21 protein-coding genes and 1 pseudogene are annotated in these 25,099 nt (G+C 67.6%); 17 read left to right on the top strand and 5 right to left on the bottom strand.

Going from position 1 to position 25,099, the window contains the following annotated elements; translation table 11 throughout:
* Window positions 1-45 precede the first annotated feature (45 nt).
* The 4 genes from KV203_RS11440 to KV203_RS11425 are packed head-to-tail and all read left to right on the top strand — an operon-like array spanning window position 46 to window position 4,098.
* Window positions 46-1,095 (top strand): branched-chain amino acid ABC transporter permease, encoded by a 1,050-nt coding sequence (locus KV203_RS11440; RefSeq protein ID WP_066470743.1) that lies wholly within the window; start codon window positions 46-48, stop codon window positions 1,093-1,095.
* Window positions 1,092-2,279: a branched-chain amino acid ABC transporter permease gene (locus tag KV203_RS11435; protein ID WP_066470742.1), complete on the top strand. Its 1,188-nt coding sequence runs from the start codon at window positions 1,092-1,094 to the stop codon at window positions 2,277-2,279. The genes KV203_RS11440 and KV203_RS11435 overlap by 4 nt, the downstream gene beginning before the upstream one ends.
* Window positions 2,276-3,274, top strand: coding sequence for an ABC transporter ATP-binding protein (locus tag KV203_RS11430; protein WP_066470740.1), 999 nt, complete (start codon window positions 2,276-2,278; stop codon window positions 3,272-3,274). The genes KV203_RS11435 and KV203_RS11430 overlap by 4 nt, the downstream gene beginning before the upstream one ends.
* A 47-nt stretch (window positions 3,275-3,321) precedes the next feature.
* Window positions 3,322-4,098, top strand: a complete 777-nt coding sequence (locus KV203_RS11425) for an ABC transporter ATP-binding protein (RefSeq protein ID WP_066470948.1) — start codon at window positions 3,322-3,324, stop codon at window positions 4,096-4,098.
* Between the two features lie 31 nt (window positions 4,099-4,129).
* Here the strand turns inward: KV203_RS11425 and KV203_RS11420 are convergent, their stop codons facing one another.
* Window positions 4,130-5,602, bottom strand: coding sequence for a flavin-containing monooxygenase (locus KV203_RS11420; RefSeq protein ID WP_066470737.1), 1,473 nt, complete (start codon window positions 5,600-5,602; stop codon window positions 4,130-4,132).
* 188 nt (window positions 5,603-5,790) lie between these two features.
* Here KV203_RS11420 and KV203_RS11415 point away from each other — a divergent pair, with 188 nt between their 5' ends.
* The 3 genes from KV203_RS11415 (at window position 5,791) to KV203_RS11405 (ending at window position 10,200) form a co-directional block, all read left to right on the top strand.
* Window positions 5,791-6,807, top strand: a complete 1,017-nt coding sequence (locus tag KV203_RS11415) for an AraC family transcriptional regulator (protein ID WP_066470946.1) — start codon at window positions 5,791-5,793, stop codon at window positions 6,805-6,807.
* Between the two features lie 93 nt (window positions 6,808-6,900).
* Entirely contained in the window at window positions 6,901-9,564 is a 2,664-nt protein-coding gene (gene polA, locus KV203_RS11410; protein WP_174522055.1) for a DNA polymerase I, read from the top strand.
* Window positions 9,565-9,738: 174 nt separating this feature from the next.
* Window positions 9,739-10,200, top strand: coding sequence for an alpha-isopropylmalate synthase regulatory domain-containing protein (locus KV203_RS11405; RefSeq protein WP_066470733.1), 462 nt, complete (start codon window positions 9,739-9,741; stop codon window positions 10,198-10,200).
* 6 nt (window positions 10,201-10,206) lie between these two features.
* On the opposite strand, the gene trxA is transcribed toward KV203_RS11405, so the two are convergent.
* Entirely contained in the window at window positions 10,207-10,590 is a 384-nt protein-coding gene (gene trxA, locus KV203_RS11400; RefSeq protein WP_066470727.1) for a thioredoxin, read from the bottom strand.
* A gap of 251 nt (window positions 10,591-10,841) precedes the next feature.
* Here trxA and KV203_RS11395 point away from each other — a divergent pair, with 251 nt between their 5' ends.
* From KV203_RS11395 to KV203_RS11370, 6 genes are read left to right on the top strand one after another with little or no spacing between them, the layout of a single operon-like run.
* On the top strand, window positions 10,842-11,717 hold the full coding sequence (locus KV203_RS11395; protein WP_066470726.1) for an ABC transporter substrate-binding protein: 876 nt from the start codon (window positions 10,842-10,844) through the stop codon (window positions 11,715-11,717).
* Window positions 11,718-11,738: 21 nt separating this feature from the next.
* Complete coding sequence (locus tag KV203_RS11390) at window positions 11,739-12,638, top strand: amino acid ABC transporter permease (RefSeq protein ID WP_066470724.1); 900 nt, start codon at window positions 11,739-11,741, stop codon at window positions 12,636-12,638.
* A gap of 47 nt (window positions 12,639-12,685) precedes the next feature.
* A complete protein-coding gene (locus KV203_RS11385) occupies window positions 12,686-13,438 on the top strand; it encodes an amino acid ABC transporter ATP-binding protein (protein ID WP_066470940.1) in 753 nt (250 codons plus the stop codon).
* A 50-nt stretch (window positions 13,439-13,488) separates the two neighbouring features.
* Window positions 13,489-14,361 carry an SPFH domain-containing protein gene (locus tag KV203_RS11380; RefSeq protein WP_066470722.1) on the top strand — a complete coding sequence of 291 codons (873 nt, stop codon included), beginning with the start codon at window positions 13,489-13,491 and terminating at the stop codon, window positions 14,359-14,361.
* On the top strand, window positions 14,354-14,509 hold the full coding sequence (locus KV203_RS11375) for a type II toxin-antitoxin system antitoxin (protein WP_169797503.1): 156 nt from the start codon (window positions 14,354-14,356) through the stop codon (window positions 14,507-14,509). The genes KV203_RS11380 and KV203_RS11375 overlap by 8 nt, the downstream gene beginning before the upstream one ends.
* 53 nt (window positions 14,510-14,562) lie before the next feature.
* The gene (locus KV203_RS11370) at window positions 14,563-16,632 is read left to right on the top strand and encodes a chorismate-binding protein (RefSeq protein ID WP_066470720.1); all 2,070 of its coding nucleotides are present in this window, start codon (window positions 14,563-14,565) and stop codon (window positions 16,630-16,632) included.
* On the opposite strand, the gene KV203_RS11365 is transcribed toward KV203_RS11370, so the two are convergent.
* Window positions 16,616-17,533, bottom strand: a complete 918-nt coding sequence (locus KV203_RS11365; protein ID WP_083530071.1) for a class I SAM-dependent methyltransferase — start codon at window positions 17,531-17,533, stop codon at window positions 16,616-16,618. The genes KV203_RS11370 and KV203_RS11365 overlap by 17 nt on opposite strands.
* A gap of 235 nt (window positions 17,534-17,768) precedes the next feature.
* On the opposite strand from KV203_RS11365, the gene rpsA reads away from it, so the two are divergent.
* Together rpsA and KV203_RS11355 are read left to right on the top strand one after the other, a co-directional pair.
* Window positions 17,769-19,250: a 30S ribosomal protein S1 gene (gene rpsA, locus KV203_RS11360; RefSeq protein WP_066470713.1), complete on the top strand. Its 1,482-nt coding sequence runs from the start codon at window positions 17,769-17,771 to the stop codon at window positions 19,248-19,250.
* A 151-nt stretch (window positions 19,251-19,401) separates the two neighbouring features.
* Window positions 19,402-20,946: a phospholipase C gene (locus KV203_RS11355; RefSeq protein WP_066470704.1), complete on the top strand. Its 1,545-nt coding sequence runs from the start codon at window positions 19,402-19,404 to the stop codon at window positions 20,944-20,946.
* A 52-nt stretch (window positions 20,947-20,998) separates the two neighbouring features.
* On the opposite strand, the gene KV203_RS11350 is transcribed toward KV203_RS11355, so the two are convergent.
* Window positions 20,999-21,214, bottom strand: a complete 216-nt coding sequence (locus KV203_RS11350; protein WP_083530070.1) for a hypothetical protein — start codon at window positions 21,212-21,214, stop codon at window positions 20,999-21,001.
* Between the two features lie 139 nt (window positions 21,215-21,353).
* Between KV203_RS11350 and coaE the strand changes: the two are divergent.
* Window positions 21,354-22,274 (top strand): annotated as a pseudogene (coaE, locus tag KV203_RS11345) (dephospho-CoA kinase); the annotation flags it as partial.
* A 4-nt stretch (window positions 22,275-22,278) separates the two neighbouring features.
* Here coaE and KV203_RS11340 read toward each other — a convergent pair.
* Complete coding sequence (locus KV203_RS11340; protein WP_066470700.1) at window positions 22,279-22,797, bottom strand: ribonuclease FAU-1 family protein; 519 nt, start codon at window positions 22,795-22,797, stop codon at window positions 22,279-22,281.
* 100 nt (window positions 22,798-22,897) lie between these two features.
* On the opposite strand from KV203_RS11340, the gene uvrB reads away from it, so the two are divergent.
* Complete coding sequence (uvrB, locus tag KV203_RS11335) at window positions 22,898-25,093, top strand: excinuclease ABC subunit UvrB (protein WP_246600124.1); 2,196 nt, start codon at window positions 22,898-22,900, stop codon at window positions 25,091-25,093.
* Window positions 25,094-25,099: the final 6 nt, after the last annotated feature.

Here is a 25,099-nt window from a genome sequence, read left to right as displayed (position 1 = left end):
TTCGGCCCCCGTACGTGCTGTCTCGACGAGGCCGAAGGTGCCTGAATGATCTTCTCGACACTGACCTCCCCGAACGCTGCCGATCCGGTCGTGTTGGCATCGTCGATCGATTTCAACGTCTCGGGGCTGGTGAACAGCTTCTGGCAGCTGACTATCGACGGCCTGGCGTACGGATCCATCTACGCTCTGGTGGCGGTCGGCTACACCCTGGTCTACGGCGTGCTGCGGCTGATCAACTTCGCGCATTCGGAGATCTTCATGCTCGGCATGTTCGGGCAGTACGTCGGTCTGATGGCGCTCGGCTTCTCGCCCGCCGCCAACACCTACAACCAAGGCGTCGTGCTCACCGTCGTGTTCCTCGGGGTGGCCATGTTGTTCGGCATGGCGGTGTCCGGTGCGGCGGCGGTCGGCCTGGAGCGGGTCGCCTATCGACCGCTGCGGCGGCGTGGCGCCAAGCCGTTGAACTTTCTGATCACCGCCATCGGGATGTCGTTCGTGCTGCAGGAGTTCGTGCACTTCGTGCTGCCGAAACTGTGGCCGGGGCTGGGTGGGATCAACGCCCAGCAACCGATCAAACTGGTCGAACCGAAGGTCCAGTTCAGCGTTTTCGGCGCGCCGGTGACCAATCTGACGATCGTCATCGTGGTGGCAGCCCTGATCCTCGCGGCGGTGACCGAGGTGCTGATCAACCGCACCAAGTTCGGCCGGGGTATCCGGGCGGTTGCCCAGGACCCGGATACCGCGACCCTGATGGGTGTCTCGCGGGAACGGGTCATCATGTTGACCTTCCTCATCGGCGGCGTGTTGGCCGGTGCCGCCGCACTGCTGTACACGCTGAAGATTCCGTCCGGAATCATCTACTCGGGCGGCTTCATCCTCGGGATCAAGGCGTTCAGCGCGGCCGTGCTCGGCGGCATCGGAAACTTGCGCGGGGCGCTGCTCGGCGGGCTGATCCTGGGTCTGGCGGAGAATTACGGCCAGATGGTGTTCGGCACCCAGTGGCGCGACGTCGTGGCGTTCGTGCTGCTGGTGTTGGTGCTGATGTTCCGGCCGACCGGCATTCTCGGTGAGAGCCTCGGGAGGGCACGAGCATGACCGACCACCCGACCGAGCGAGCGAGCACGCCCAAGCATGGTCTGGGCGACGCGCTGCGCACCTGGTGGAGCGGGTTGTCCCGACCGACGCAGTGGCTGGTCGGCGTGCCGGCGATCATTCTGCTGGCGCTGCTGCCGGTGCTCAAACCGCCGATCATCGACACCCCCGGCACCAGTTTCGGCGGGGTGATGGCGCAGTTCGCGATGATCGCGCTGATCGCGATCGGACTGAACGTGGTGGTCGGCCAGGCGGGCCTGCTGGATCTCGGCTACGTCGGCTTCTATGCGGTCGGCGCGTATACCGTCGGCCTGTTGACCAGCCCGAACAGTCCGTGGAACCAGTCCGACGATTGGCTGAATCCGAGCTGGGCGTGGCTGGCCTGCCTGCCGATCGCGGTCGCGGTGACCGCGTTGTCCGGGCTGATCCTGGGCACTCCGACGTTGCGGTTGCGCGGGGACTACCTGGCCATCGTCACGCTCGGCTTCGGGGAGATCGTCCGGCTGCTCGCGGACAACCTGAGCGAGGTCACCAACGGCAGCCTCGGGCTGTCCGGGATCGCCTACCCCCGGGTCGGTGAGTCGGCGGACAAGCCGCAGGGCGTGTTCTCGGCCGGGAATGTGGGTGACCGACTGAACTCCGGCGTGTGGTGGTTCTGGCTGGGCATGATCCTGGTGATCCTGGTACTGCTGATCGTCGGCAACCTGGAGCGCAGCCGGGTCGGCCGGGCGTGGGTGTCGATCCGGGAGGACGAGGACGCCGCCGAGATCATGGGTGTACCCACCTTCAAGTTCAAGCTCTGGGCGTTCACGATCGGCGCGGCGATCGGCGGCATGTCCGGGGCGTTGTACGCCGGCCAGGTGCAGTTCATCAACCCGACCGGGTTCAACATCATCAACTCGATGCTGTTCCTCTGCGCCGTGGTGATCGGTGGTCAGGGCAACAAGCTCGGGGTGATCGTCGGCGCATTCGTCATCGTGTACCTGCCGAACCGGCTGCTCACCTTCGAGGTCGGCGGTCAGTCACTGGGTGACTACAAGTACCTCTTCTTCGGACTCACCCTGGTGGTGCTGATGATCTTCCGCCCGCAGGGACTGTTCCCGGTTCGCCAGAAGCTGCTGACCTACGGTCGGCAGGTGCGCCGGGCGGTCCGCCGGCCGGACGCCACCACCGAGGCGGCCCGATGACCGGCCCGGGCGCCGGGGACGCGCTGTTCGACAACGACGACCTCGCCGCGGCATCGCACCGGCCCGAACAGTACGCCGACGAGCAGCGATCGGATCCGGCCGGGACGGTCGACCCGGCGGCGGTGGATCCCGCGCTCACCGACCCGGCGGCGGTGGCCGAGGCGGTCGCGCCGGTCCGGTCGATCGCCGCCGAGGTCGGTGCGGTGCTGCTGCGCACCGAGGACCTCACCGTCCGGTTCGGTGGCCTGACCGCGCTCGACCACGTCGGTTTCGAGATCCGGCGCGGTGAAATCCTCGGCCTGATCGGCCCGAACGGTGCCGGCAAGACGACCTGCTTCAACGCGATCACCGGCGTCTACCGGCCGTCCGCCGGCGCGGTCTACTTCGACGGCGCGGTGCTGGGCAAGACCAAGCGCAACCAGATCACCCGACTCGGCATCGCTCGTACGTTCCAGAACATCCGGCTGTTCGGTGAGATGACGGCGTTGGAGAACGTCGTGGTCGGCACCGACGCCCGGCACAAGACGTCGGTGCCCGGTGCGATCTTCCGCACCGCCCGGCACCGGCGGGAAGAGCGCGATGCGGTCGAGCGCGGGATGGCGTTGCTGGAGTTCGTCGGGATCGCGCCGCGGGCGATGGAGAAGGCACGCAACCTGTCCTACGGTGATCAACGGCGGCTGGAGATCGCGCGCGCGCTGGCTACCGAGCCCAAGCTGCTCTGTCTGGACGAGCCGGCGGCCGGATTCAACCCGAGCGAGAAGTCGGCGCTGATGGACCTGATTCGCAAGATCCGCGACGACGGTTTCACCGTGTTGCTGATCGAGCACGACATGCGGCTGGTCATGGGGGTGACCGACCGGATCGTGGTGTTGGAGTTCGGCCGTAAAATCGCCGACGATCTGCCCGCGGCGATTCGCGCCGACCCGGCGGTGATCGCCGCCTATCTCGGGGTGCCCGACGATCAGGTTGCCGGGGCGGAGGAGGGGAGGCCGTGATGATGGCCAAGCACGCCCGGCGCGACGACGACGAGCCGACCGAGATCATGTCCGCGATCACCGAATCGACGCCGCCGGCGACGCCGGTGCGCGACGAGCCGCGCGAGGTGGTCCTCGAGGTCACCGACCTGGTGGTGAACTACGGCCGGATTCAGGCGTTGCACGGCGTCTCGCTCCAGGTGCGTCGCGGCGAACTGGTCACGCTGCTCGGGGCCAACGGTGCCGGCAAGACCACCACGATGCGGGCGCTGTCCGGGCTCCTCCCGCCGGCCGGGGGCACGATCGCCTTCGAGGGCCGCGACATCACCCACGTGAAGGCGCACCAACGGGTGCGGCTCGGGATGATCCAAGCGCCGGAGGGGCGTGGCGTGTTCCCCGGGATGACCGTCCAGGAGAACCTGGATATGGGTTGCTATGCACGAACATTCGAGTCCAAGGCGGCCTACCGGGAAACCCTGGACTGGGTGTACGAGCTGTTCCCCCGGCTGGCCGAACGACGCACCCAGATCGGCGGCACGATGTCCGGCGGTGAGCAGCAGATGCTGGCGATCGGCCGGTCGTTGATGGCCCGCCCACGCCTGCTGCTGCTCGACGAGCCGTCGATGGGCCTGGCGCCGATGGTGATCCAGCAGATCTTCCGGATCATCTCGCGGATCAACGCCGAGGGCACCACGATTCTGCTGGTCGAGCAGAACGCGCAGCAGGCGCTCACCCGCACCGACCGGGCCTACATCCTGGAGACCGGCGAAGTGACCGCCACCGGCACCGGCCGGGACCTGCTCGCCGACCCGGCGGTGAAGGCCGCGTATCTCGGCGTCGGTTGACCCCCGTGCGGTGCCGGATCGACGCGTCGGATCACCCGGTCCCCGCGGTGGCCTCCTCGTAGTTGGCCGGATCGAAGAATCGGGTCCGTTTGCGGTAGTCGTAGGTGAAGCTCGGCCAGTTGCTGGTGTTCTTGCCGCCGGCGGTGCGGTACCAACTCGTGCAGCCTTCCTCCCACACCGTGCCGGCCAGGCGTTGCTGGATCTCGGCGGTATAGCGGGCCTGCGCGGCGGCGCGCACGTTCAACCAGGTCGATCCGTGCGCACCCGCGTGCCGGATCGCCGACAGGACGTAGTCGGTCTGGCTCTCCAGCATGTAGATGATCGAGTTGTGGCCGAGGTTGGTGTTCGGGCCGTAGAGAACGAACAGGTTCGGAAACCCGGACACGGTCATCCCGAGATAGGCCTCGGCGCCGTCGCGCCAGGCGTCGCGGAGCGATCGGCCGTCGAGGCCGGTGATCTCGATCGGCGCAAGGAACTCGCTGACCGCGAAGCCGGTCCCGAAGACGATCGCGTCCACCGTGCGTCGGGTCCCGTCCGCGCCGACGACCGTCGAGCCGTCGATCGCGCGCAGTCCGGTCGCGAGCACCTCGACGTTCGGCCGGGTGATCGCGGGATACCACTCGTTGGAGATGAGGATACGTTTACAGCCGATCGGATAGTCCGGGGTCAGCGCGGCCCGCATCGTCGGATCGGGCACCTGTCGTTTCAGGTTGTGCTCGAACGCGACCTCGAACGGCTTCATCCCGCGCCCTTTGGTGAGGGGCACCACCCGCGCCTCGTGCCAGAGATACTTGCGCGCCCGGCTCGCCGTCACGGCGAGCGGGAAGCTGCGATAGAGGTACTTCTCCAACGCGGTGTAGGCGCGGTCCGGCTTGGGCAGCACGTACGGCGCCGACCGCTGAAACAGGTAGAGCTGTTCGACCCGCGGCGCGATCTGTGGCACGAACTGGATCGCGCTGGCTCCGCTGCCGATCACCGCGACCCGTTTGCCGGCCATGTCGTAGTCGTTGTCCCACCGTGCCGAATGGAAGACCTTGCCGGGGAAGGTGTCGAGGCCGGGAAAGTCGGGTTCGGTGGGCCGGCTCAGCTGGCCGGTGGCGGCGACCAGGAACCGGGCGAGCAAGGTCGACCCGTCGGCGAGCGTCACCGTCCACCGGCCGGTGGCGCGCTCGAACGACGCCGCGGTCACCTCGGTGTTCAGCCGGACATGCTCGAGCACGCCGTACTTGCGGGCACACCCGTCGATGTAGCTCTGGATTTCCGGTGCCTGGCCGTAGGCGCGCGACCAGTCCGGGCTCGGTTCGAACGAGTAGCTGTACAGATGCGACGGCACGTCGCAGGCCGCACCGGGGTACACGTTGGCCTGCCAGACCCCGCCGACCCGATCGGCCTTCTCCACGATGACGAACGGGATACCGGCCCGTTTGAGTTTGATCCCCATACAGATGCCGCCGAACCCGGCGCCGATGATCACGACGGTCGGTGGCCGGTCGGTGGTGGTCATGCCTCGGGTCCCTTCTCGATACTGGACAGCGGTACCGCACGTCGTGGTCGGACGGTCATTTTTTTCACCTGCTTCTGCCGACGCGGGAAGTCGACGAAACTATGGTCGCGCTCGACGTGCCGACGCGGGAGGTGCGAGTCGGCGCCCGACTTACTAGATTCGGCGAGCGGGGGAACGAGGGAGCGATTGTGGTCGAGTGGGACGTGCCGCGTTCGCCGACGAGCCTCGGCATCGTGGTCGAGCTCGGCGCCGAGCTGGGTGTCCCGCCGGCGGTGTGCCTGCGCGGCACCGGGCTGAGCGCGGTGCCGTACGGCGACTCGAATCACGAGGTATCCGCACGCCAGGAGCTCACCGCGATCGGCAATCTGCTCACCGCCACGAACGATCGAGCAGGTCTGGGGCTCGACGTCGGTAGTCGCTACCACCTCACCACCTACGGGATCTGGGGCTTCGCCCTGCTCAGCAGCCCGACGCTGCGAGTCGCGGTCGATCTGGGTCTGCGTTATCTGGACCTCACGTTCGCGTTCTCCCGAGTCGTGGTCCGCGAGCCGGACGGTGCGATCCGGCTCGTGCTCGACACCCCGGACATTCCGGCCCGGTTCGCCCGGTTCGCCGTCGAACGCGACGCCGCTGCGATGATGGTCATCCAGCACGACCTGTTTCGTGCTCCGGTTCCGTCGACTGCCGTGCGGTTTGCGTTCCCGCCGCCGGACGACGTGCAGCGCTACGCCGAGGTTTTCGGGGTGGTGCCCGAGTTCGAGGCCGCCGAGAACGTCGTCGAGATGTCGTCCGAGTATCTCGATCTGCCGCTACCCCAAGCGAATGCCCACACCGGGGCACTCGCGCAAGCGCAGTGCCGCGACTTGTTGCAACGCCGCCGCACCCGCGGCGGCCTGGCCGGTCAGGTCTGCGACCTCATTCGTTCCGAGCCGGCGACCCCACCCAATGCCGAACGAATCGCGGCGGCGCTGCACGTCAGCTCGCGCACCCTCCGGCAACGCCTGGCCGCCGAGGGGACGTCGTTTCGGGAGTTGCTCGACGAGATCAGGGAACAGTTGGCGGAGGAGATGCTGGCCGACGGGCTGACCGTCGCCGAGATCGCCGAGCGGCTCGGCTACGCGGAGGTGTCGAGCCTGTCGCAGGCGTTCCGTCGGTGGAAGGGCGTGAGTCCGCGTGCCTACCGGAGCCGGTCGGGTGGCGGGTGAAACCTGTCGGTGGGCCTCCCTAGACTCGACCCCGTGACCAGTCCCAGCGCCGTAGCCGCCCCGTCGTCCACCGCGGCGGAGCCGCCGACGCTGATGTTGCTCGACGGACATTCGCTGGCGTTCCGGGCGTTTTTCGCGCTCCCCGCGGAGAACTTCAAGACGCAGAGTGGGCAGGTCACCAACGCGGTGTACGGGTTCACCTCGATGCTGATCAATCTGCTCCGGGACGAGCAGCCGACGCACATCGCCGCCGCGTTCGACGTGTCCCGGCAGACCTTCCGAGCCGAGCAGTACGCCGAGTACAAGGCGAACCGGAGCCGGCCGCCGGACGAGTTCCGCGGCCAGATCGAGGTGATCCAGGAGGTACTCGGCGCGCTCGGTATCCCGGTGATGCAACAGCCCGGTTTCGAGGCCGACGACATCATCGCGACGATGACCACGCTGGCCGATCCGCTCGGCTACCGGGTGCTCGTCGTCACCGGCGACCGGGACGCGATCCAGCTGGTCAACGACCGGGTCACCGTGCTGTACCCGCGCAAGGGGGTATCGGATCTGTGGCGGTTCACCCCGGAGACGGTTCAGGAGCGCTACGGACTGACCCCGGCGCAGTACCCGGACTATGCTGCGCTGCGCGGCGATCCGAGCGACAACCTGCCGGGTATCCCCGGGGTGGGGGAGAAGACGGCCGCGAAGTGGATTCGGGAGTTCGGTGATCTGACCGCGTTGGTCGACCGGGTCGACGAGGTACGGGGGAAGGTCGGTGACGCGTTGCGCGCCAACCTGTCCGCGGTCGTGCTGAACCGGCAGCTCACCCAGCTGGTCCGGGATATGGCGTTGCCGTACACCCCCGACCAGCTCGAGCACGCGGGCTGGGACCGAGAGCGGATCCACGCGCTGTTCGACGACCTGGAGTTCCGGGTGTTGCGCGACCGGTTGTTCGAGACGCTGGTCTCGCCGGAACCCGAGGCGGACGCAGGATTCGACATCAGTGGTGGCGTGCTGGACCCGGATACCGTGGCCGCCTGGCTGGCCGAGCATGCGTCCGACGGTTCGCGGCACGGGCTCGGCGTCGTCGGGCCGAGCGGACCCTACGGCGGTGACGCGGCGGCGATTGCGATCGTGGCGAGCGACGGGGAGGGCGGATACGTCGACACCACCCGGCTCACCCCGGGCGACGAGCAGGCGCTCGGTGCCTGGCTGGCCGATCCCGGGCAGCCCAAGGCCGTCCACGAGGCCAAGGCGGCGATGCATGCACTGCGCGGGCGGGGCTGGACGCTGAGCGGGTTGACCAGCGACACTGCGCTGGCTGCGTACCTGGTGCGACCCGGGCAGCGCACGTTCAACCTCGACGATCTGTCGTTGCGTTATCTGCATCGCGAGCTGCGGGTGGAGACCTCGGATCAAGGCCAGCTCTCGCTGCTCGACGACGAGGATCAGCAGATCGCCGAGCTGGCGCAGGCGGAGATCTTGCGGGCGCGCGCGGTTACCGACCTGGCGGATGCGTTCGATGCCGAGCTGACGCAGATCGAGTCCACCCCGCTCCTGGCCGACATGGAGTTGCCGTTGGCCGCGGAGCTCGCTCGGCTGGAGGCGGCCGGAATCGCGGTGGACGTCGCGCACCTGGAGGAGTTGCGGTCCACGTTCGCGGGCCAGGTCGAGCAGGCGGCGAGCGCGGCATACGACGTGATCGGCAAGCAGATCAACCTCGGTTCGCCGAAGCAGTTGCAAGTGGTGCTGTTCGACGAACTGGACATGCCGAAGACCAAGCGGACCAAGACCGGCTACACCACCGATGCAGACGCACTGGAGAGCTTGTTCGAGAAAACCCAGCATCCGTTCCTGGAGCATCTGCTCGCCCACCGAGATGCGACCCGGCTCAAGGTGACCGTGGACGGATTGCTCAAGTCGGTGGCCGACGACGGGCGGATCCACACCACGTTCAACCAGACCATCGCGGCGACCGGGCGGCTGTCGTCGACCGAGCCGAACCTGCAGAACATCCCGATCCGCACCGACACCGGCCGCCGGATTCGGGATTGCTTCGTGGTCGGCGCCGGCTACGACATGTTGCTGACCGCGGACTACAGCCAGATCGAGATGCGGATCATGGCGCACGTCTCCGGCGACGAGGGGCTGATCGAGGCGTTCAACTCCGGCGAGGACCTGCATAACTTCGTCGCGTCGAAGGCGTTCGGTCTGCCGATCGCCGAGGTCACCCCGGAATTGCGGCGCCGGGTGAAGGCGATGTCGTACGGGCTGGCATACGGGTTGTCGGCGTACGGATTGTCGATGCAGCTGAAGATCAGCACCGACGAGGCGAAGGAGCAGATGGACGTCTACTTCGATCGTTTCGGCGGTATCCGCGACTACCTACACGACGTGGTGGAGCAGGCTCGCAAAGTCGGCTACACCCAGACGCTGTTCGGTCGCCGGCGTTACCTGCCGGATCTGGATTCCAGCAACCGGATGCGGCGCGAGTCGGCAGAGCGGATGGCGTTGAACGCGCCGATCCAGGGCACGGCGGCCGACATCATCAAGGTCGCGATGATCGACGTGCAGCGAGCGCTGGATGCGGCCGGTCTGCGGTCCCGGATGCTGCTGCAGATCCACGACGAGCTGGTGTTCGAAGTGGTCGCGGCCGAACGCGACCAGGTGGACGTGCTGGTGCGGGAAAAGATGGCGGGTGCGATCGACATGTCGGTGCCGCTGGAGGTTTCGGTCGGCACCGGACGGAGTTGGGACGCGGCGGCGCACTGACGACAAGCCTGTTTGCTCTTTGCGGGTCGGGTACTCTACTGTTTCCGGCGTGCAGCGACTTCTCGTAGTTCACCGCCGTAGCGGGGTCTGATTCGGACCGGCTCCTCGCTGCGGGCCGTTTGAACTGCACTTGCGCTGGTCCTCCCTCCCCACACGGAAGCCTTACCAGTCGCCATGACCACAGCGTTTTTCTCTGCCGATACCGCCGCCGGCCGGATCCACCCGATCGTCACCGCCGCGCCCCGCGAGCTCCGCGCCGAATCGGCCACGATCACCGCCGCCGAGTTCGTCGACCGCTACTGCACGACCGGCGGACCGATTCGCCTGGGTGGTTGGTCGGTTGCCAAGCGCCACACCGGGAGTGCCGAGTACTCCGCGACGTTGGCGTTCGGCGAGCAGATTCGGACCGTCCGGGCCACCGCATCCGGCCCGGTTGCGGCGATGACCTCGGCGCTCTACGCCGTCGGGATTGCGGTGGAGGTGCTGGCCTTTCACCAGCGCCGCACCGCCGACGGCACCGCCACCTTCGTGCATTGCGAGTGCGACGGCCGACGGGGCTGGGCCGCCGCGCTGGCCGGTGACGAGACCGAATCGGCGCTGCAAGCGATGATTGCCGGGGTCAACCGGCTGCGCTGAGCAGGGTCAGGCTTCGTCCGGCGCAGCCTGAGCTTGCTGCTCGGCGAGTTGCTTGCGCACGTGTTCCATGTCGAGTGCCTTGACCTGGCCGATCAGTTCGGCCAACGCCTCGGGCGCCAGCGCGCCGGGCTGCGCGAAAACCAGCACCCCTTCGCGGAACGCCATGATCGTCGGGATCGAGCGGATGTTCGCTGCCTGTGCGAGCTCCTGCTGCGCCTCGGTGTCGACCTTGCCGTGGACGACGTCCGGATTGGCTTCGGCCGACGCTTCGAAGGTGGGCGCAAAACTGCGGCACGGCCCGCACCAGGACGCCCAGAAGTCGACCAGTACCACATCGTTGGTGGTGACGACCTCGTCGAAGTTCTGCTGGGTGAGGGTCTGGGTAGCCATCGTGTCCTCTCTCGGTGCGATCCGACCGCGCGCTCGGCCCGGTGGTCGAACGCCGTATGTGGTCGAACGCCGTATGTGGTCGAACGCTCTTACGAGAGAACATAGCGACCATCGCGATTCTTCCGCCCGGCTCGGCGGAGCCAGGTCTAATCTCTGGTAACTCGTACCGCACCCCGCACCCGGGTGGCGTTCCCTGCCCTGAATTGGAGGAAGTCGTGTCGTCCGGTATCAGGAGTGGTTTCGTTCGGGGTATGTGTCTGCTCGCCGGTGGCGCGTTGTTGCTCACCGGTTGCACCAGCAACAACGAGGACCAGCAGGGTTCGTCCGGCGCCTCGACCGAAGCAGTACAGGTCACGAAGGCGGACGAGATTGCCGCCACCGTGCCGGAGAAGATCAAGAACGCCGGCAAACTGGTGGTCGGGGTCAACCTGCCGTATCAGCCGAACGAGTATCGCGACGCCGACGGCAAGATCGTCGGGTTCGACGTGGACCTGTTGGACGCAGTCGCCGGTGTCCTCGGGCTGAGCACCGACTACCAGGCCTCCGACTTCGACAAGATCATTCCGGCGATCCAGGCCGGGACCTACGACGTCGGCATGTCGTCGTTCACCGACACCAAGGAACGCGAGCAGGTGGTCGATTTCACCACCTACTTCAACGCGGGCGTGCAGTGGGCGCAGCAGGTCGATCGGCCGATCGACCCGAACGATGCCTGCGGCAAAAAGGTTGCGGTCCAATCGACGACCGTCCAGGACACCGAAGAGGTGCCCGCGAAGAGCGCGAAATGTACCGCGGCGGGCAAGCCGCCGATCGAGATCGTCAAGTTCGATCGCCAGGACGACGCAACCAACGCCCTGGTGCTGGGCAAGGTGGACGCGATGTCGGCGGATTCGCCGGTCACCGCCTACGCGATCAAGCAGAGCGAGGGCCGGATCGAGGCGTCCGGGCCGGTGTTCGACTCGGCGCCCTACGGTTGGCCGGTCGCGAAGGGCTCGCCGTTGGCTACGTCGCTGCTCCAGGCGCTCGAACATCTGATCGCCGACGGCACCTACGCGACCATCGCCGACAACTGGGGTGTGGGTGCCGGAAAGATCGAAAAACCGGTGATCAACGGCGCGGTCGGCTGACCGGGATCGATCGGGGCAACCATGAGCGGGTCGCCAGGACCGGCGGCAGATCTTCCCGAGCCGATAAAGGTTGTCCCGCTGCGTCATCCGGGGCGGTGGATCGCCGCCGTCGGGATTCTCGGGCTGGCGGCGCTGTTCGTCTACGGCGCCGCGACCAACGATGCCTACGGGTGGGGGACCTACTGGCGTTATCTGCGCGACGAACGGATCGTGCGAGGCGCCTGGGTGACGGTCGAACTGACCGTCCTGGCGATGCTGATCGCGATCGTGCTGGGCGTGGCACTCGCGGTCATGCGGATGTCGCCCAACCCGGTGCTGCGCTCGGCCGCATGGGTTTACCTCTGGGTGTTCCGCGGCACCCCGGTGTACGTCCAGCTCGTGTTCTGGGGACTGTTCCCGTCGTTGTATCGGACCATCGATCTGGGCATCCCGTTCGGGCCGCAGTTCTTCCATTTCGATATCCAGAACCTTTCCGCGGCGTTCGCCTTCGCGATGATCGGGCTGGGTCTGAACGAGGCCGCATACATGGCCGAGATCGTTCGGGCCGGGATCGGCTCGGTAGCCGATGGGCAGGTGGAGGCGTCGACGGCGCTGGGAATGTCCTGGGCGATGACCATGCGTCGCACGGTGCTGCCGCAGGCGATGCGGGTGATCATTCCGCCGACCGGTAACGAGGTGATCAGCATGCTGAAGACCACGTCGTTGGTCACTGCGGTGCCGCTGAGCACCGAGCTGTACGGCCGGGCCCGCGATATCTCCGGGGTGAATTTCCAGCCGATTCCGCTGTTGCTGGTCGCGGCAACCTGGTACCTCGCGGTGACCAGCATCCTGATGGTCGGGCAGTACTACCTGGAGCGGTATTATGCGAAAGGCGTATCGCGGCGATCATCCGCGCCCGAGCCGGCCGGGGCCGGACAGTGACGGCGACCGGCGGGTCGGATTCGGCCGGTGTCCGCGCGGCGCCGCCGATGCTCCGGGCAGTGCAGGTGTGCAAGAACTTCGGCGCACTGCAGGTACTCCGGGGGATCTCGGTGGAGGTGCCGCGGGGCACGGTGACCTGTTTGATCGGTCCGTCGGGTTCGGGCAAGTCGACTTTTCTGCGCTGTATCAATCATCTGGAGCGGGTCGACGCCGGCCGGCTGTTCGTCGACGGTGAGCTGATCGGTTACCGGGAGCGGGGCGGGAAGCTGTACGAGTTGTCGCCGCGCGAGGCGGCGGGTCAGCGGCGCGACATCGGCATGGTGTTCCAGCAGTTCAACTTGTTTCCGCACCGCACGGTGTTGGCGAACGTCATCGAGGCGCCGATTCGGGTGAAGGGTATCGGCAAAGCCGCGGCTACCGAGCGTGGCTGGGATCTGTTGGAGCAGGTCGGCCTGGCGGACAAGGCCGCGGTGTACCCGGCGCAGCTGTCCGGTGGGCAGCAACAACGGGTGGCGATCGCGCGGGCGTTGGCGATGCAACCGAAGCTGATGCTGTTCGACGAGCCGACCTCGGCGCTGGACCCGGAGCTGGTCGGCGACGTGCTGGCGGTGATGCGCCGACTCGCCGCCGGTGGGATGACCATGGTGGTGGTCACCCACGAGATCGGCTTTGCCCGGGAGGTCGCCGATCAACTGGTGTTCATGGACCGCGGGGTGGTGGTCGAGTCCGGTGATCCGCGCACGATGCTGGCGAAGCCGCGGGAGGAGCGGACGGCGGCGTTTCTTTCCCGATTGCTCTGACGACGCATCCAAGCTATCTTGATGATATCAATTAGATAGCTGGAGGCGTGATGGAGCGGCGGGCGTTTCGACTCGACGGGTTCTTGCTGGCGGCGGGCGTATTGGTCCTGCTCGGCGCGGCGGTGGTATCGGCCCTGGCAGCGGCACCCGATCCGGGCGCACCGGTCCGGGTCGCCGGTGTTGCCGGGGCGGTGTTGTCCGGGCTGCTGGCCCTGCTGCTGACCACCGGGTTCACGGTGATCAGCCCCAACGAGTCCCGCGTGATCCAGTTCTTCGGCCGGTACATCGGCACGGTGGAGCACACCGGGTTCAGCTGGACCGTTCCGCTGACCACCAAACGCCGGATCAGCCTGCGGGTGCGCAACTTCGAGACCGCGAAGCTGAAGGTGAACGATGCCGACGGCAACCCGGTGGAGATCGCCGCCGTCGTCGTCTACAAGGTCGTGGAGCCGGCCAAGGCAGCCTTCGCGGTGGACGACTACGAGGAGTATGTGGCCATCCAGTCCGAAGCCGCCGTTCGTCATCTCGCCACCACCCATCCGTACGATTCGCACGCGCCGGACACCACCAGTCTGCGCGACGGCACCGAGGTTGCCGCCGAGCTGACCGATGAGCTGCGCGAGCGGACGGCGCTGGCCGGGGTGCAGGTGCAGGAGGCGCGGATCACCCACTTGGCCTACGCGCCCGAGATCGCCCAGGCGATGTTGGTCCGCCAGCAGGCTGCGCAGGTGGTCGCTGCCCGGCAGCAGATCGTCGAGGGCGCGGTCGGGATGGTCGGGCTGGCGCTGAGCCGGCTCGCCGAGCAGGGCGTGGTCGAGCTGGACGAGGAGCGCCGCGCGGCGATGGTGTCGAACCTGCTGGTCGTGTTGTGTGGCGACCGGGCGATCCAGCCGGTGGTGAACACCGGCTCGCTCTATGGCTGAGCGGAAGAAGCTGCTGCTGCGGCTGGATCCGGCGGTGTACGACGCGATGGCCAAGTGGGCTGCCGACGACCTCCGGAGCGTGAACGCGCAGATCGAGTTCGCGCTGCGCGAGGCGTTGCGGCAGGCCGGCCGCCGGTCGGCGGACTGACCGGGGGTCTCGGTCGGGCCGGTCGGCATGCTTCGGCAAGAGAAGGGATCCGGGTGACCTGCCTGCTCATCGACAACTACGACTCGTACACGTTCAACCTCTTCCAGCTGATCGCCAGTACGACCGGTCGGCAACCGCTGGTCGTCGCCAACGATGCCGCCGACCTGACGTCGCCGCAGTTCCTCGCCGGTTTCGACGCCGTCGTGATCTCCCCCGGGCCCGGGCGCCCGCAGCGCGCCGACGATCTCGGTCACCTGCCGTCGGTCCTGGGTCGTCACCCCGAGCTACCGGTGCTCGGGGTGTGCCTCGGGCACCAGGCGATCGCGTATCTGGCCGGCGGGCGGGTTGCCGCCGCCCCGCGTCCCCGGCACGGTCACCGGACGGTGGTACGACACACCGGCACCGACCTGTTCGCCGGGCTGCCGCAGGACTTTCGGGCTGTTCGATACCACTCGTGGTGCGTTGCCGAGCCCTTGCCGAGCGACATCGAGGCCACCGCGTTCGCGGAGGACGCCGTGATCATGGGGCTGCGGCATCGGCGCCTGCCCCGCTGGGGGGTCCAGTTCCACCCGGAGTCGATCGCGTCCGAGCACGGCGCCGCGATCGTGGCGAACTTCTTCCGGCTGGCCGCCGCGCACCGCCCGCCCCGCGCCGTCGACCCGGTGCCGTCGATCCGCCGGCCGGTGCTGCCGGCGACTCGGTGGCAGCTCGCCGACCTGGTCGTCCCGGGCGCCGTCGACACCGAGGCCACGTTCGGTGCGTTGTTCGCCGCCGCCGAGCACGCGTTCTGGCTCGACAGCAGCCGGGTCGAGCCGGGCGGTGCTCGATTCTCCTTTCTCGGCGACGCCGCGGGCCCGTTGAGCGAGGTGCTCACCTACCGGATCGCCGACGGCGTCGTGCAGGTGCGGGACGGGGCCGGCGGACACACCGAGCCGGGCGGCATCTTCGAGGTGCTCGAACGTCGGCTCGCGGACCGCCGTATCGCCGATCCGGGGCTGCCGTTCGACTTTGCCGGCGGCTACGTCGGTTATTTCGGCTACGAGCTGAAAGCCGACCTCGGGGCGAGCGTTCGGCATGTCGCCCGGACCCCCGACGCGGCCTGGATCTTCGCCGACCGGCTGATCGCCGTCGATCACGAGCAGGACCTGACCTACCTCGTCGCGCTGCACCGGGGTGACCGGCCGACCGCCGCGGCGGCCCGGGCCTGGCTCGAGCGCACCGCGAGCCGATTGCCGGAGCTGCGACCCCAGCCGTCGAGTGTGCCGGTGACCGAGCGTACGGTCGAGCCGATCGATCCGACTCGCTATCTCGCGCGCCACCCGCTCGACTACCTCGACGACATCCGGGCGGCGCAACGCCGGCTGGTCGCGGGGGAGAGCTACGAGATCTGCCTGACCAATCAGCTACACCTTCCGTTCGTCGGTAACGACCTCGCGTTCTATCGGCGGTTGCGCCGAACCAACCCGGCGCCGTACGCAGCGCTGTTCCGCGTCGGTGACGTCACCGTGTTCAGTGCCTCACCGGAACGGTTTCTGACGATCGGACCGGACCGGATCGTCGAGAGCAAACCGATCAAGGGAACGGCATCGCGCAGTACCGACCCGGTGCTGGACCGGCTGCTGGCGGACCGACTCGTCGCCGATGCCAAGACCCGCGCGGAAAATCTGATGATCGTGGATCTGCTGCGCAACGATCTCGGCCGGGTGTGCGAGATCGGCAGCGTCACCGTCCCCCGGTTCATGGCGGTCGAGTCGTACGCGACCGTGCACCAGCTGGTGTCCACCGTGCGCGGCCGGCTCCGCGCCGGGGTGTCGGCGATCGAGTGCGTTCGTGCCTGCTTCCCCGGCGGCTCGATGACCGGCGCGCCGAAGTTGCGGACGATGGCGATCATCGACGAGCTGGAGACCGAGGCCCGCGGGATCTACTCCGGCGCGCTCGGCTTCTTCGGCACCACCGGGGCGGCCGATCTGAGCATCGTCATCCGGTCCGCCGTCCGGTGTGGCGGGGAACTGACCGTCGGCTCGGGCGGCGCGATCGTGCTGGATTCGGTGCCGGACGACGAACTCGCGGAGATGTTGCTGAAGACCGACGCAACGCTGCGTGCGGTCACGGCTTGTGGGTGACGAAGATGGCCGTGCCGGGAAAGATCGCGCCGCGCAGCGGGCTCCACTGACCCCATTCCCGGTCCAGCCATTCCGGCCAGTCCGGCTCGACGATGTCGTCCAGGACCAGACCGGCACCGACGATCTCGCGGACCCGGTCGCCGAGCGTGCGGTGGTGTTCGACATAGGTGGGGGTGCCGGCCGCGTCGGTTTCCACGTACGGGGTGCGGTCGAAGTAGGGGATGGCGGCGGTGAGTCCGGCCGGGCCGGGGTCGTCCGGGAAGATCCACCGCACCGGATGATTTACCGCGAACACCCAGCGACCGCCCGGCCGGAGGATTCGGGCGACCTCGGTCATCACCCGAGCCGAGTCGGCGACGAACGGCACCGCGCCGAACGCGGAGCACGCCAGGTCGAATGTGCGGTCGGCGAACGGTAGCGCCTCGGCGCCGGCCTGGACCAGCGCGAGCCGGTCGGTGCCCATCGCCGCGACGCCGTGGCGCAGCATGGCGGCCGACAGGTCGAGGCCGACCACCCAGGCGCCGGCGTTGCGCAGCCAGCGGGCGCAGGGCGCCGAACCGCACCCGACCTCGAGCACCCGGCGCCCGGTTACGTCGCCGAGCAGGTGCACGTCACCTTCGTGCAGTCCTTCCGGACACCAGATGAACTCGCCGTCGGCGGTGTCGACGCCGAGGAACTCGCCGTGGGTGTGGTGGTAGTCCGTCGCATCCGCGTCCCACCAGCGGCGACTGGCGCGCTCACTGGCCGGCGAATCGACCGGGCTGCGCGCAACGGCGGCGGTGCCGAGCTGCAGGTTTGCCGCGGCGTGCCGCACATCGGGATCAGCGTGCCGCACATCGGGATCAGCGTGCCGCAGGTCGGGATCCGGTGCCGTCGCTTGTCCCTGCCGATCGTCGGACATCCGGTTAGAGTAGGCGAATAGCGGTGCGGCGGGTCGTTTGGTGTGCTCGCCGCCGGTCGCGTAGGCTGATCCTGCGAGTGTCTTGTGTGCTGCGTCGATTCGGTGCAGGTCAGAGGTGCCCGTGCAGCTGTATCAGGCGGGCGGAACCACCGGCGATGATCACCGGCGCTGACGAGTCATCCTGCCTGTCCACAACCCGACAACCGACACCTATCCGTCCGGAGCAAACCGCCACATGCCCTCTACCACCATCACCTCGCCGCAGGTAGCCGTCAACGACATCGGCTCCGCCGAGGACTTCCTCGCCGCCATCGACAAGACGATCAAGTACTTCAACGACGGCGACATCGTCGAAGGAACCATCGTCAAGGTCGACCGCGACGAGGTCTTGCTCGACATCGGTTACAAGACCGAAGGCGTTATCCCGTCGCGCGAGCTGTCGATCAAACACGACGTCGATCCGAACGAGGTCGTGTCCGTGGGCGACGAGGTGGAGGCGCTGGTCCTCACCAAGGAGGACAAAGAAGGCCGGTTGATCCTGTCCAAGAAACGGGCGCAGTACGAGCGCGCGTGGGGCACGATCGAGGAGCTCAAAGAGAAGGACGAGGCGGTCAAGGGCACCGTCATCGAGGTGGTCAAGGGTGGCCTGATCCTCGATATCGGCCTGCGCGGCTTCCTGCCGGCGTCGCTGGTGGAGATGCGCCGGGTGCGCGATCTGCAGCCGTATGTCGGCAAGGAGATCGAAGCCAAGATCATCGAGCTGGACAAGAACCGCAACAACGTGGTGCTGTCCCGCCGGGCCTGGCTGGAGCAGACCCAGTCCGAGGTGCGCAGCGAGTTCCTGCATCAACTGCAGAAGGGCCAGGTCCGCAAGGGTGTGGTCTCCTCGATCGTCAACTTCGGCGCGTTCGTCGACCTCGGTGGCGTGGACGGCCTGGTGCACGTGTCCGAGCTGTCCTGGAAGCACATCGATCACCCGTCCGAGGTGGTCGAGGTGGGCAACGAGGTCACCGTCGAGGTGCTCGACGTCGACCTGGACCGGGAGCGGGTCTCGCTGTCGCTGAAGGCGACCCAGGAAGATCCGTGGCGGCAGTTCGCTCGCACCCATGCCATCGGCCAGATCGTGCCGGGCAAGGTCACCAAGCTGGTGCCGTTCGGTGCGTTCGTTCGGGTCGAGGAGGGCATCGAGGGTCTGGTGCACATCTCCGAGCTGGCCGAGCGGCATGTCGAGGTGCCCGACCAGGTGGTTGCGGTCGGCGACGACGCAATGGTCAAGGTGATCGACATCGATCTGGAACGGCGCCGGATCTCGCTGAGCCTCAAGCAGGCCAACGAGGATTATCACGCCGAGTTCGACCCGTCGAAGTACGGCATGGCCGACAGCTACGACGACCAGGGCAACTACATCTTCCCGGAGGGCTTCGACCCGGAGACCAACGAATGGCTCGAGGGGTACGACAAGCAGCGGGAGGAGTGGGAGTCGCGGTACGCCGAGGCGGAGCGGCGGCACAAGATGCACACCACCCAGATGGACAAGATGGCTGCCGACGCCGCGGCCGAAGCTGCTGCAGCGGGCAACGGCAACGGTTCGTCGAACTACTCGTCGGAGAGCGGTAGCGCAACTGCCGGCGCCGGCACGTCGTCGGCCTCGGGCGGTTCGCTGGCCAGTGATGCCCAGCTCGCCGCTTTGCGGGAGAAGCTTTCCGGCAACGCCTGATCAGTTCACCGACAGGTCCCGGTCCGTAGCTGGATCGGGACCTGTCGGCATTTCCGCCGGCCGAACGCGGCGATGTGCCGCCCGCGCAGGCCGCGCGGCCGAGGCCCGCGTACGGTGAGCAGCTGTGCGAGCGGACGGTCCCTTTGCTGCGATGAATCGTCGGGACTTTCTGGCCCGAGCCGGGGTGGTGGGTGGCCTGGCCACGCTGTCGGCGTGGGCCGACCCGATCGTGCAGCGGGCCTATGCCGCCGATCCGAACGGCACCGGCGGGCTCGGCGACATCGACCACTTCGTTTTTCTCATGCAGGAGAACCGGTCGTTCGACCACTACTTCGGCACCATGTCCGGAGTGTGCGGGTTCGACGACCCGACGCCGGCGTGGCAGCAGTACGGCTGGACGCCCGGGGTGGGCCCGACCGCGCTTCCCGGTCGCTCCGCGGGCTCCGCTCCGGAGCCGGGGTATGTCAACCCGTTCCGGCTGGACACCACCCGCGGTCCGTCGTTGAACGGCGCCTGTGTCAACGACCCCGACCACAGTTGGTGGGGGATGCACCAGGCCTGGAACGGCGGCCGCAACGACGGCTGGATGCCGATGTCGATCGCATCGGTCGGTCCGGCGAACGCGCCGGCAGCGATGGGGTACCACACCCGAGCGGACATCCCGGTGCACTGGGAGCTGGCCGAGGCGTTCACCGTGTGCGACCACTACCACTGTTCGGTGCTCGGCCCCACCGACCCGAACCGGTTGTACTGGATCAGCGGCACGATCGATCCGGCCGGTCGGGCCGGCGGACCGCTGGTCGAGACCCCGACGTTCATTCCGAAGAACGTGTACAGCTGGCGAACCATGCCGGAGAATCTCTCCGAAGCCGGGGTGAGCTGGAAGGTGTACAACAACCGGGACGTCGGTCCGTTGTCGACGGTGGTCCTGGACGGCATGATCGGTTGCTTCACCCAGGCGGCCGATCCGAACTCGGAGCTGAACCGGCGCGGGATCGCCCCCAGCTATCCCGACGACTTCCGCGCCGACGTGCTGAACGGGACCTTGCCGCACGTGTCGTGGGTGATCCCGTCGATCGTGCACTGCGAACACCCGGCGCTGCCGCCGGCGCTCGGTGCGGTGGGCATCGTCGCCCTGTTGGATATCCTGACCGCCAACCCCGCCGTGTGGGAGAAGACGGCGCTGATCGTCAGCTACGACGAGAACGGCGGCTTTTTCGATCACGTGACGCCGCCGACCCCACCGCCGGGCACGCCCGGTGAGTTCCTGACCGTCGATCTGGGCCGGGTGTCGTCGTCGAAGGGGATCGCCGGCCCGATCGGGCTGGGCTACCGGGTGCCGGCGTTGGTGATCTCGCCGTACAGCCGCGGCGGTCTGGTCGCTTCGCAGACCTTCGACCACACCTCGCAGCTGCGTCTCCTGGAGACCCGCTTCGGCGTGCCGGTGCCGAACCTGACGCCGTGGCGGCGCAGCGTCACCGGGGACCTGACCTCGGCGTTCGATTTCGCGGTCGGCGGGAATCCGGCGCGGCCGTCGATCACCGACCCGGGTCCGGGGGTGGGTGCCGCTGCCGCCCAGTGCGGACCGAATGTGGCGCTCGGGAGTGTGGAGCAGGGCGCCCCGTACCCGGTCCCGCCGAACGCGATGCCCCGGCAGGAGCCGGGTGCTCGGCGTGCGCCGAGTGGTCTGGTCTAGAACGGCGAGCGGCCCAGTCCGCCGAGGACCGGGCCGTTCGTTCGACGATGATTCAACTCGCTGTTGCCGGCACCCAGCGCGGCGCAGCTGTTACCACCGCACTCTTGCGTATTGCGGCGAAGCTGTGCTTGGCCGGGTTGAGCAAAGCGGTGAACCAATTGCGGCGGTGTTCGGCGAGCGCCGCCGCGACGGCCGGGATTTCCGCGCAGTGCACGCTCCCGGCCCTGCCCAGTCGGTGCCGTCCGATCTGGTTGTTGACGGTTCTCATGATTGTTTCCTCTGGTTGTGACGATGGTCAGGATCGCCATCGCAGAATTTAACGGACGGAGTGTGTCGGATGTGGCATTTGAGGCGGAGCGCCACGCGCGTGTTGCCGGATTACCTACCATGATGCGGGATTGCTCGGCATGTTGAGAGTGGGGCTCACCGGCGGCATGGGTGCCGGCAAGTCGACGGCGTCGACGGCGCTGGCCGACCTGGGCGCGACGATCGTGGATTCGGACCGGATCGCCCGCGAAGTAGTGGCTCCCGGGACGCCCGGGCTGGCCGCGCTGGTCGAGGCGTTCGGTCCGGAGATTCTCGCCGGCGACGGCAGCCTGGACCGGGCGGCGCTGGCCGGGCGGGCGTTCCGGGACGACGAATCCCGGGCCACGTTGAACGCGATCACCCACCCGCGCGTCGGTGAGCGCACCGCGGAGCTGCTCGCCGCGGCCGCGCCGGATGCGATCGTCGTGCAGGACATTCCACTCCTGGTGGAGAATCAGCTGGCGCCGTTGTTCCACCTGGTGATCGTGGTCGGGGCGGACGAGTCGACCCGTGTGCACCGGCTGGTAACCCATCGTGGCGTGGACGAGGCGGACGCGCGGTCGCGGATCGCCACTCAAGCGACCGACGAGCAGCGGCGCGCGGTCGCGGACGTGTGGCTGGACAACAGTGGACCGCCGGGGTCGTTGTCGCCGGTGATCACCGCCTTGTGGGCCGAACGGCTGGTTCCGTACGAACGGAACGTACGGACGGCGACCGCCGCACCCAGCTCGGCGGAGCCGGTGTCGGCGAACCCGGAATGGCCTGCACAGGCACAGCGATTGATCGGTCGACTCCGCTTGGCCTGTGGTGCGTCGGCACAGCGGATCGAGCACGTGGGACCGACCGCACAAAGGGTTGCCGCGCCGGATCTGCTGGAGCTGGTGGTCACCGTGGCCGATGACGACGCCGTCCGATCACTGACCGAACCCTTGACCGCCGCCGGCTTCCCGCCGGCCGACGGTACCGGCCGGCGACACGGTTCGGCCGATCCCGGCCGACCGGCGACCGTCGAGCTGCGCGTGTCGGTCAACGCCAGCTGATCGGCATCTCCCGACCGGCCAGCCAGGCCGCGACGTCGTAGTTGTGTGCGGCGACCCCGTCGATCACGTCGGCGGCGCGCAACATTGCCCCGGTCGCCCGGTCGGTGTCCAGCAGGCCGGCCGAGTGGGCGGCGAGGAGTTCGTCGGCGTCGAGCAGCTCGGTGCTGCGCCCGGTCCAGACGATCACGTCGAGGTAGTGATCGATCGACCGCCAGATGCCCGGTTCGATCTCGGTGTACTCGCCGATGTCGATGTAGTGGTCCTGGTTGGGCAGGTACCCGGGGTTGGGGTGGAACGTGGTGATCCGGATGCCGAGCGTCGGGATGATCCAGGACTCGATGTAGTGGAATTTCTGGTGGTCGGAGGGGCGGGCCAGGTACAGCCCCCACGGATACGTCGCATACCGGTCCACCGCGCGGACGAAACCTTTGGGGTCGGTGTTCGTCATCGCGGTGGTGTCGAAGTACTCCACCTTGGGTGGGTGGATGTGCGAGGCCTCCGTCATGGGGACAGAATCCCCGGGCGTTCCGGCCTCGTCCAGCGTCGCGGGTCCGTGTCGGATCACCCGGTCGAACCTGTCGGTGCCGGCTCCTACTCTGGACCGCATGGCATTCGCGACCGAGATCCCGCCGGACGATCGTGCGTCGAGCACTCACTCGCCGGACGGGATACCTACTGCGCATTCCGAGTTTCGCCCGGTCGGCGCGGTCGAGCGCACCGAAGCCCGGTTCGAGGTGATCAGCGAGCACGAGCCGGCCGGTGATCAGCCGGAGGCTATCGATCAGTTGGAGCGGCGGCTGCGAGCGGGGGAGCGCGATGTGGTGCTGCTCGGCGCCACCGGTACTGGAAAGTCGGCGACCACCGCCTGGCTGATCGAGCGGGTGCAGCGACCCACCCTGGTGATGGCCCCGAACAAGACGCTGGCCGCGCAGCTGGCCAACGAGCTGCGCGAGATGCTGCCGAACAACGCGGTGGAGTACTTCGTCTCCTACTACGACTACTACCAGCCCGAGGCGTACATCGCGCAGACCGACACCTATATCGAGAAGGATTCCTCGATCAACGACGATGTCGAGCGGCTGCGGCATTCGGCGACGTCGTCGCTGTTGTCCCGCCGCGATGTCGTGGTCGTGGCCTCGGTGTCCTGCATCTACGGCCTGGGCACCCCACAGTCCTACCTGGACCGGTCGATCCAGCTCGAGGTCGGCACGGAGGTGGATCGAGATGCCCTGCTGCGGCTGCTGGTCGACGTCCAGTACACCCGCAACGACATGGCGTTCACCCGCGGCTCGTTCCGAGTCCGTGGCGACACCGTCGAGATCATCCCGTCCTACGAGGAGCTCGCGGTGCGGATCGAGTTCTTCGGCGACGAGATCGAAGAGCTGTACTACTTGCATCCGCTGACCGGCGACGTGGTGCGCAAGGTCGATTCGCTGCGGATCTTCCCCGCGACCCACTATGTGGCCGGTCCCGAGCGGATGGAACGCGCGGTGCGCGATATCGAATCCGAGCTCGAGCATCGGCTGGCCGAGTTGGAACGGCAGAGCAAGTTGCTGGAGGCGCAGCGCCTTCGGATGCGCACCCAGTACGACCTGGAGATGATCCGCCAGGTCGGGTTCTGCTCGGGCATCGAGAACTATTCGCGGCACATCGACGGCCGACCGGCCGGGTCGGCGCCGGCAACGCTGTTGGACTACTTCCCGGAGGACTTTCTGCTGGTCATCGACGAGTCGCACGTCACCGTCCCGCAGATCGGCGGCATGTACGAAGGGGATATGTCGCGCAAGCGGAACCTCGTCGAGTACGGTTTCCGGCTGCCGTCCGCGGTGGACAATCGACCGTTGACCTGGGAGGAGTTCGCCGACCGGATCGGCCAGACGGTGTACCTGTCGGCGACGCCGGGGAACTACGAACTCGGCCGGACCGGCGGTGAGTACGTCGAGCAGGTGATCCGGCCGACCGGTCTGATCGATCCGCAGATCGTGGTGAAGCCGACCAAGGGCCAGATCGACGATCTGGTGGCGTCCATCCGGGAGCGCGCCGAGCGGGACGAGCGGGTCTTGGTCACCACGCTGACCAAGAAGATGGCCGAGGATCTCACCGACTACCTACTCGGGCTCGGGGTGCGGGTGCGGTACCTGCATTCGGAGATCGATACGTTGCGCCGGGTCGAGTTGTTGCGGCAGCTGCGGCTCGGCGAGTACGACGTGCTGATCGGGATCAACCTGCTCCGCGAGGGACTCGACCTACCCGAAGTATCTCTCGTCGCGATCCTGGATGCGGACAAGGAGGGCTTCCTCCGCAGCGGGACCAGCCTGATCCAGACGATCGGCCGGGCGGCGCGCAACGTGTCCGGCGAGGTGCACATGTACGCCGACAAGATCACCGACTCGATGCGGATCGCGATCGACGAGACCGAGCGGCGTCGGGAGAAGCAGATCGCCTACAACACCGAGATGGGCGTCGATCCGCAGCCGTTGCGGAAGAAGATCGCCGATATCCTCGACCAGGTCTATCAGGAGGCCGAGCAGGACGTCGAGGTCGGCGGCTCCGGCCGCAACGCCAGCCGGGGCCGAAGGGCGCAGGGGGAACCGGGTCGGGCGGGGAGTGCCGGGGTGCTGGGCAATCGTGACGTCGCTGCAATGCCGCGCGCGGACCTGGCCGACCTGATCAAGCAGCTCACCGATCAGATGATGAATGCGGCCCGGGACCTGCAGTTCGAGCTGGCCGGTCGGCTGCGGGACGAAATTGCCGATCTGAAGAAGGAACTTCGGGGAATGGACGCCGCCGGAATCAGTTGAGAAGTC

This window comes from Skermania piniformis (genome assembly GCF_019285775.1).
In the GTDB taxonomy this organism is placed as follows: Bacteria; Actinomycetota; Actinomycetes; order Mycobacteriales; family Mycobacteriaceae; genus Skermania; species Skermania pinensis.
Note: the sequence above shows the minus strand (reverse complement) of the source record. Positions and strands in the feature narration are given on the sequence as shown.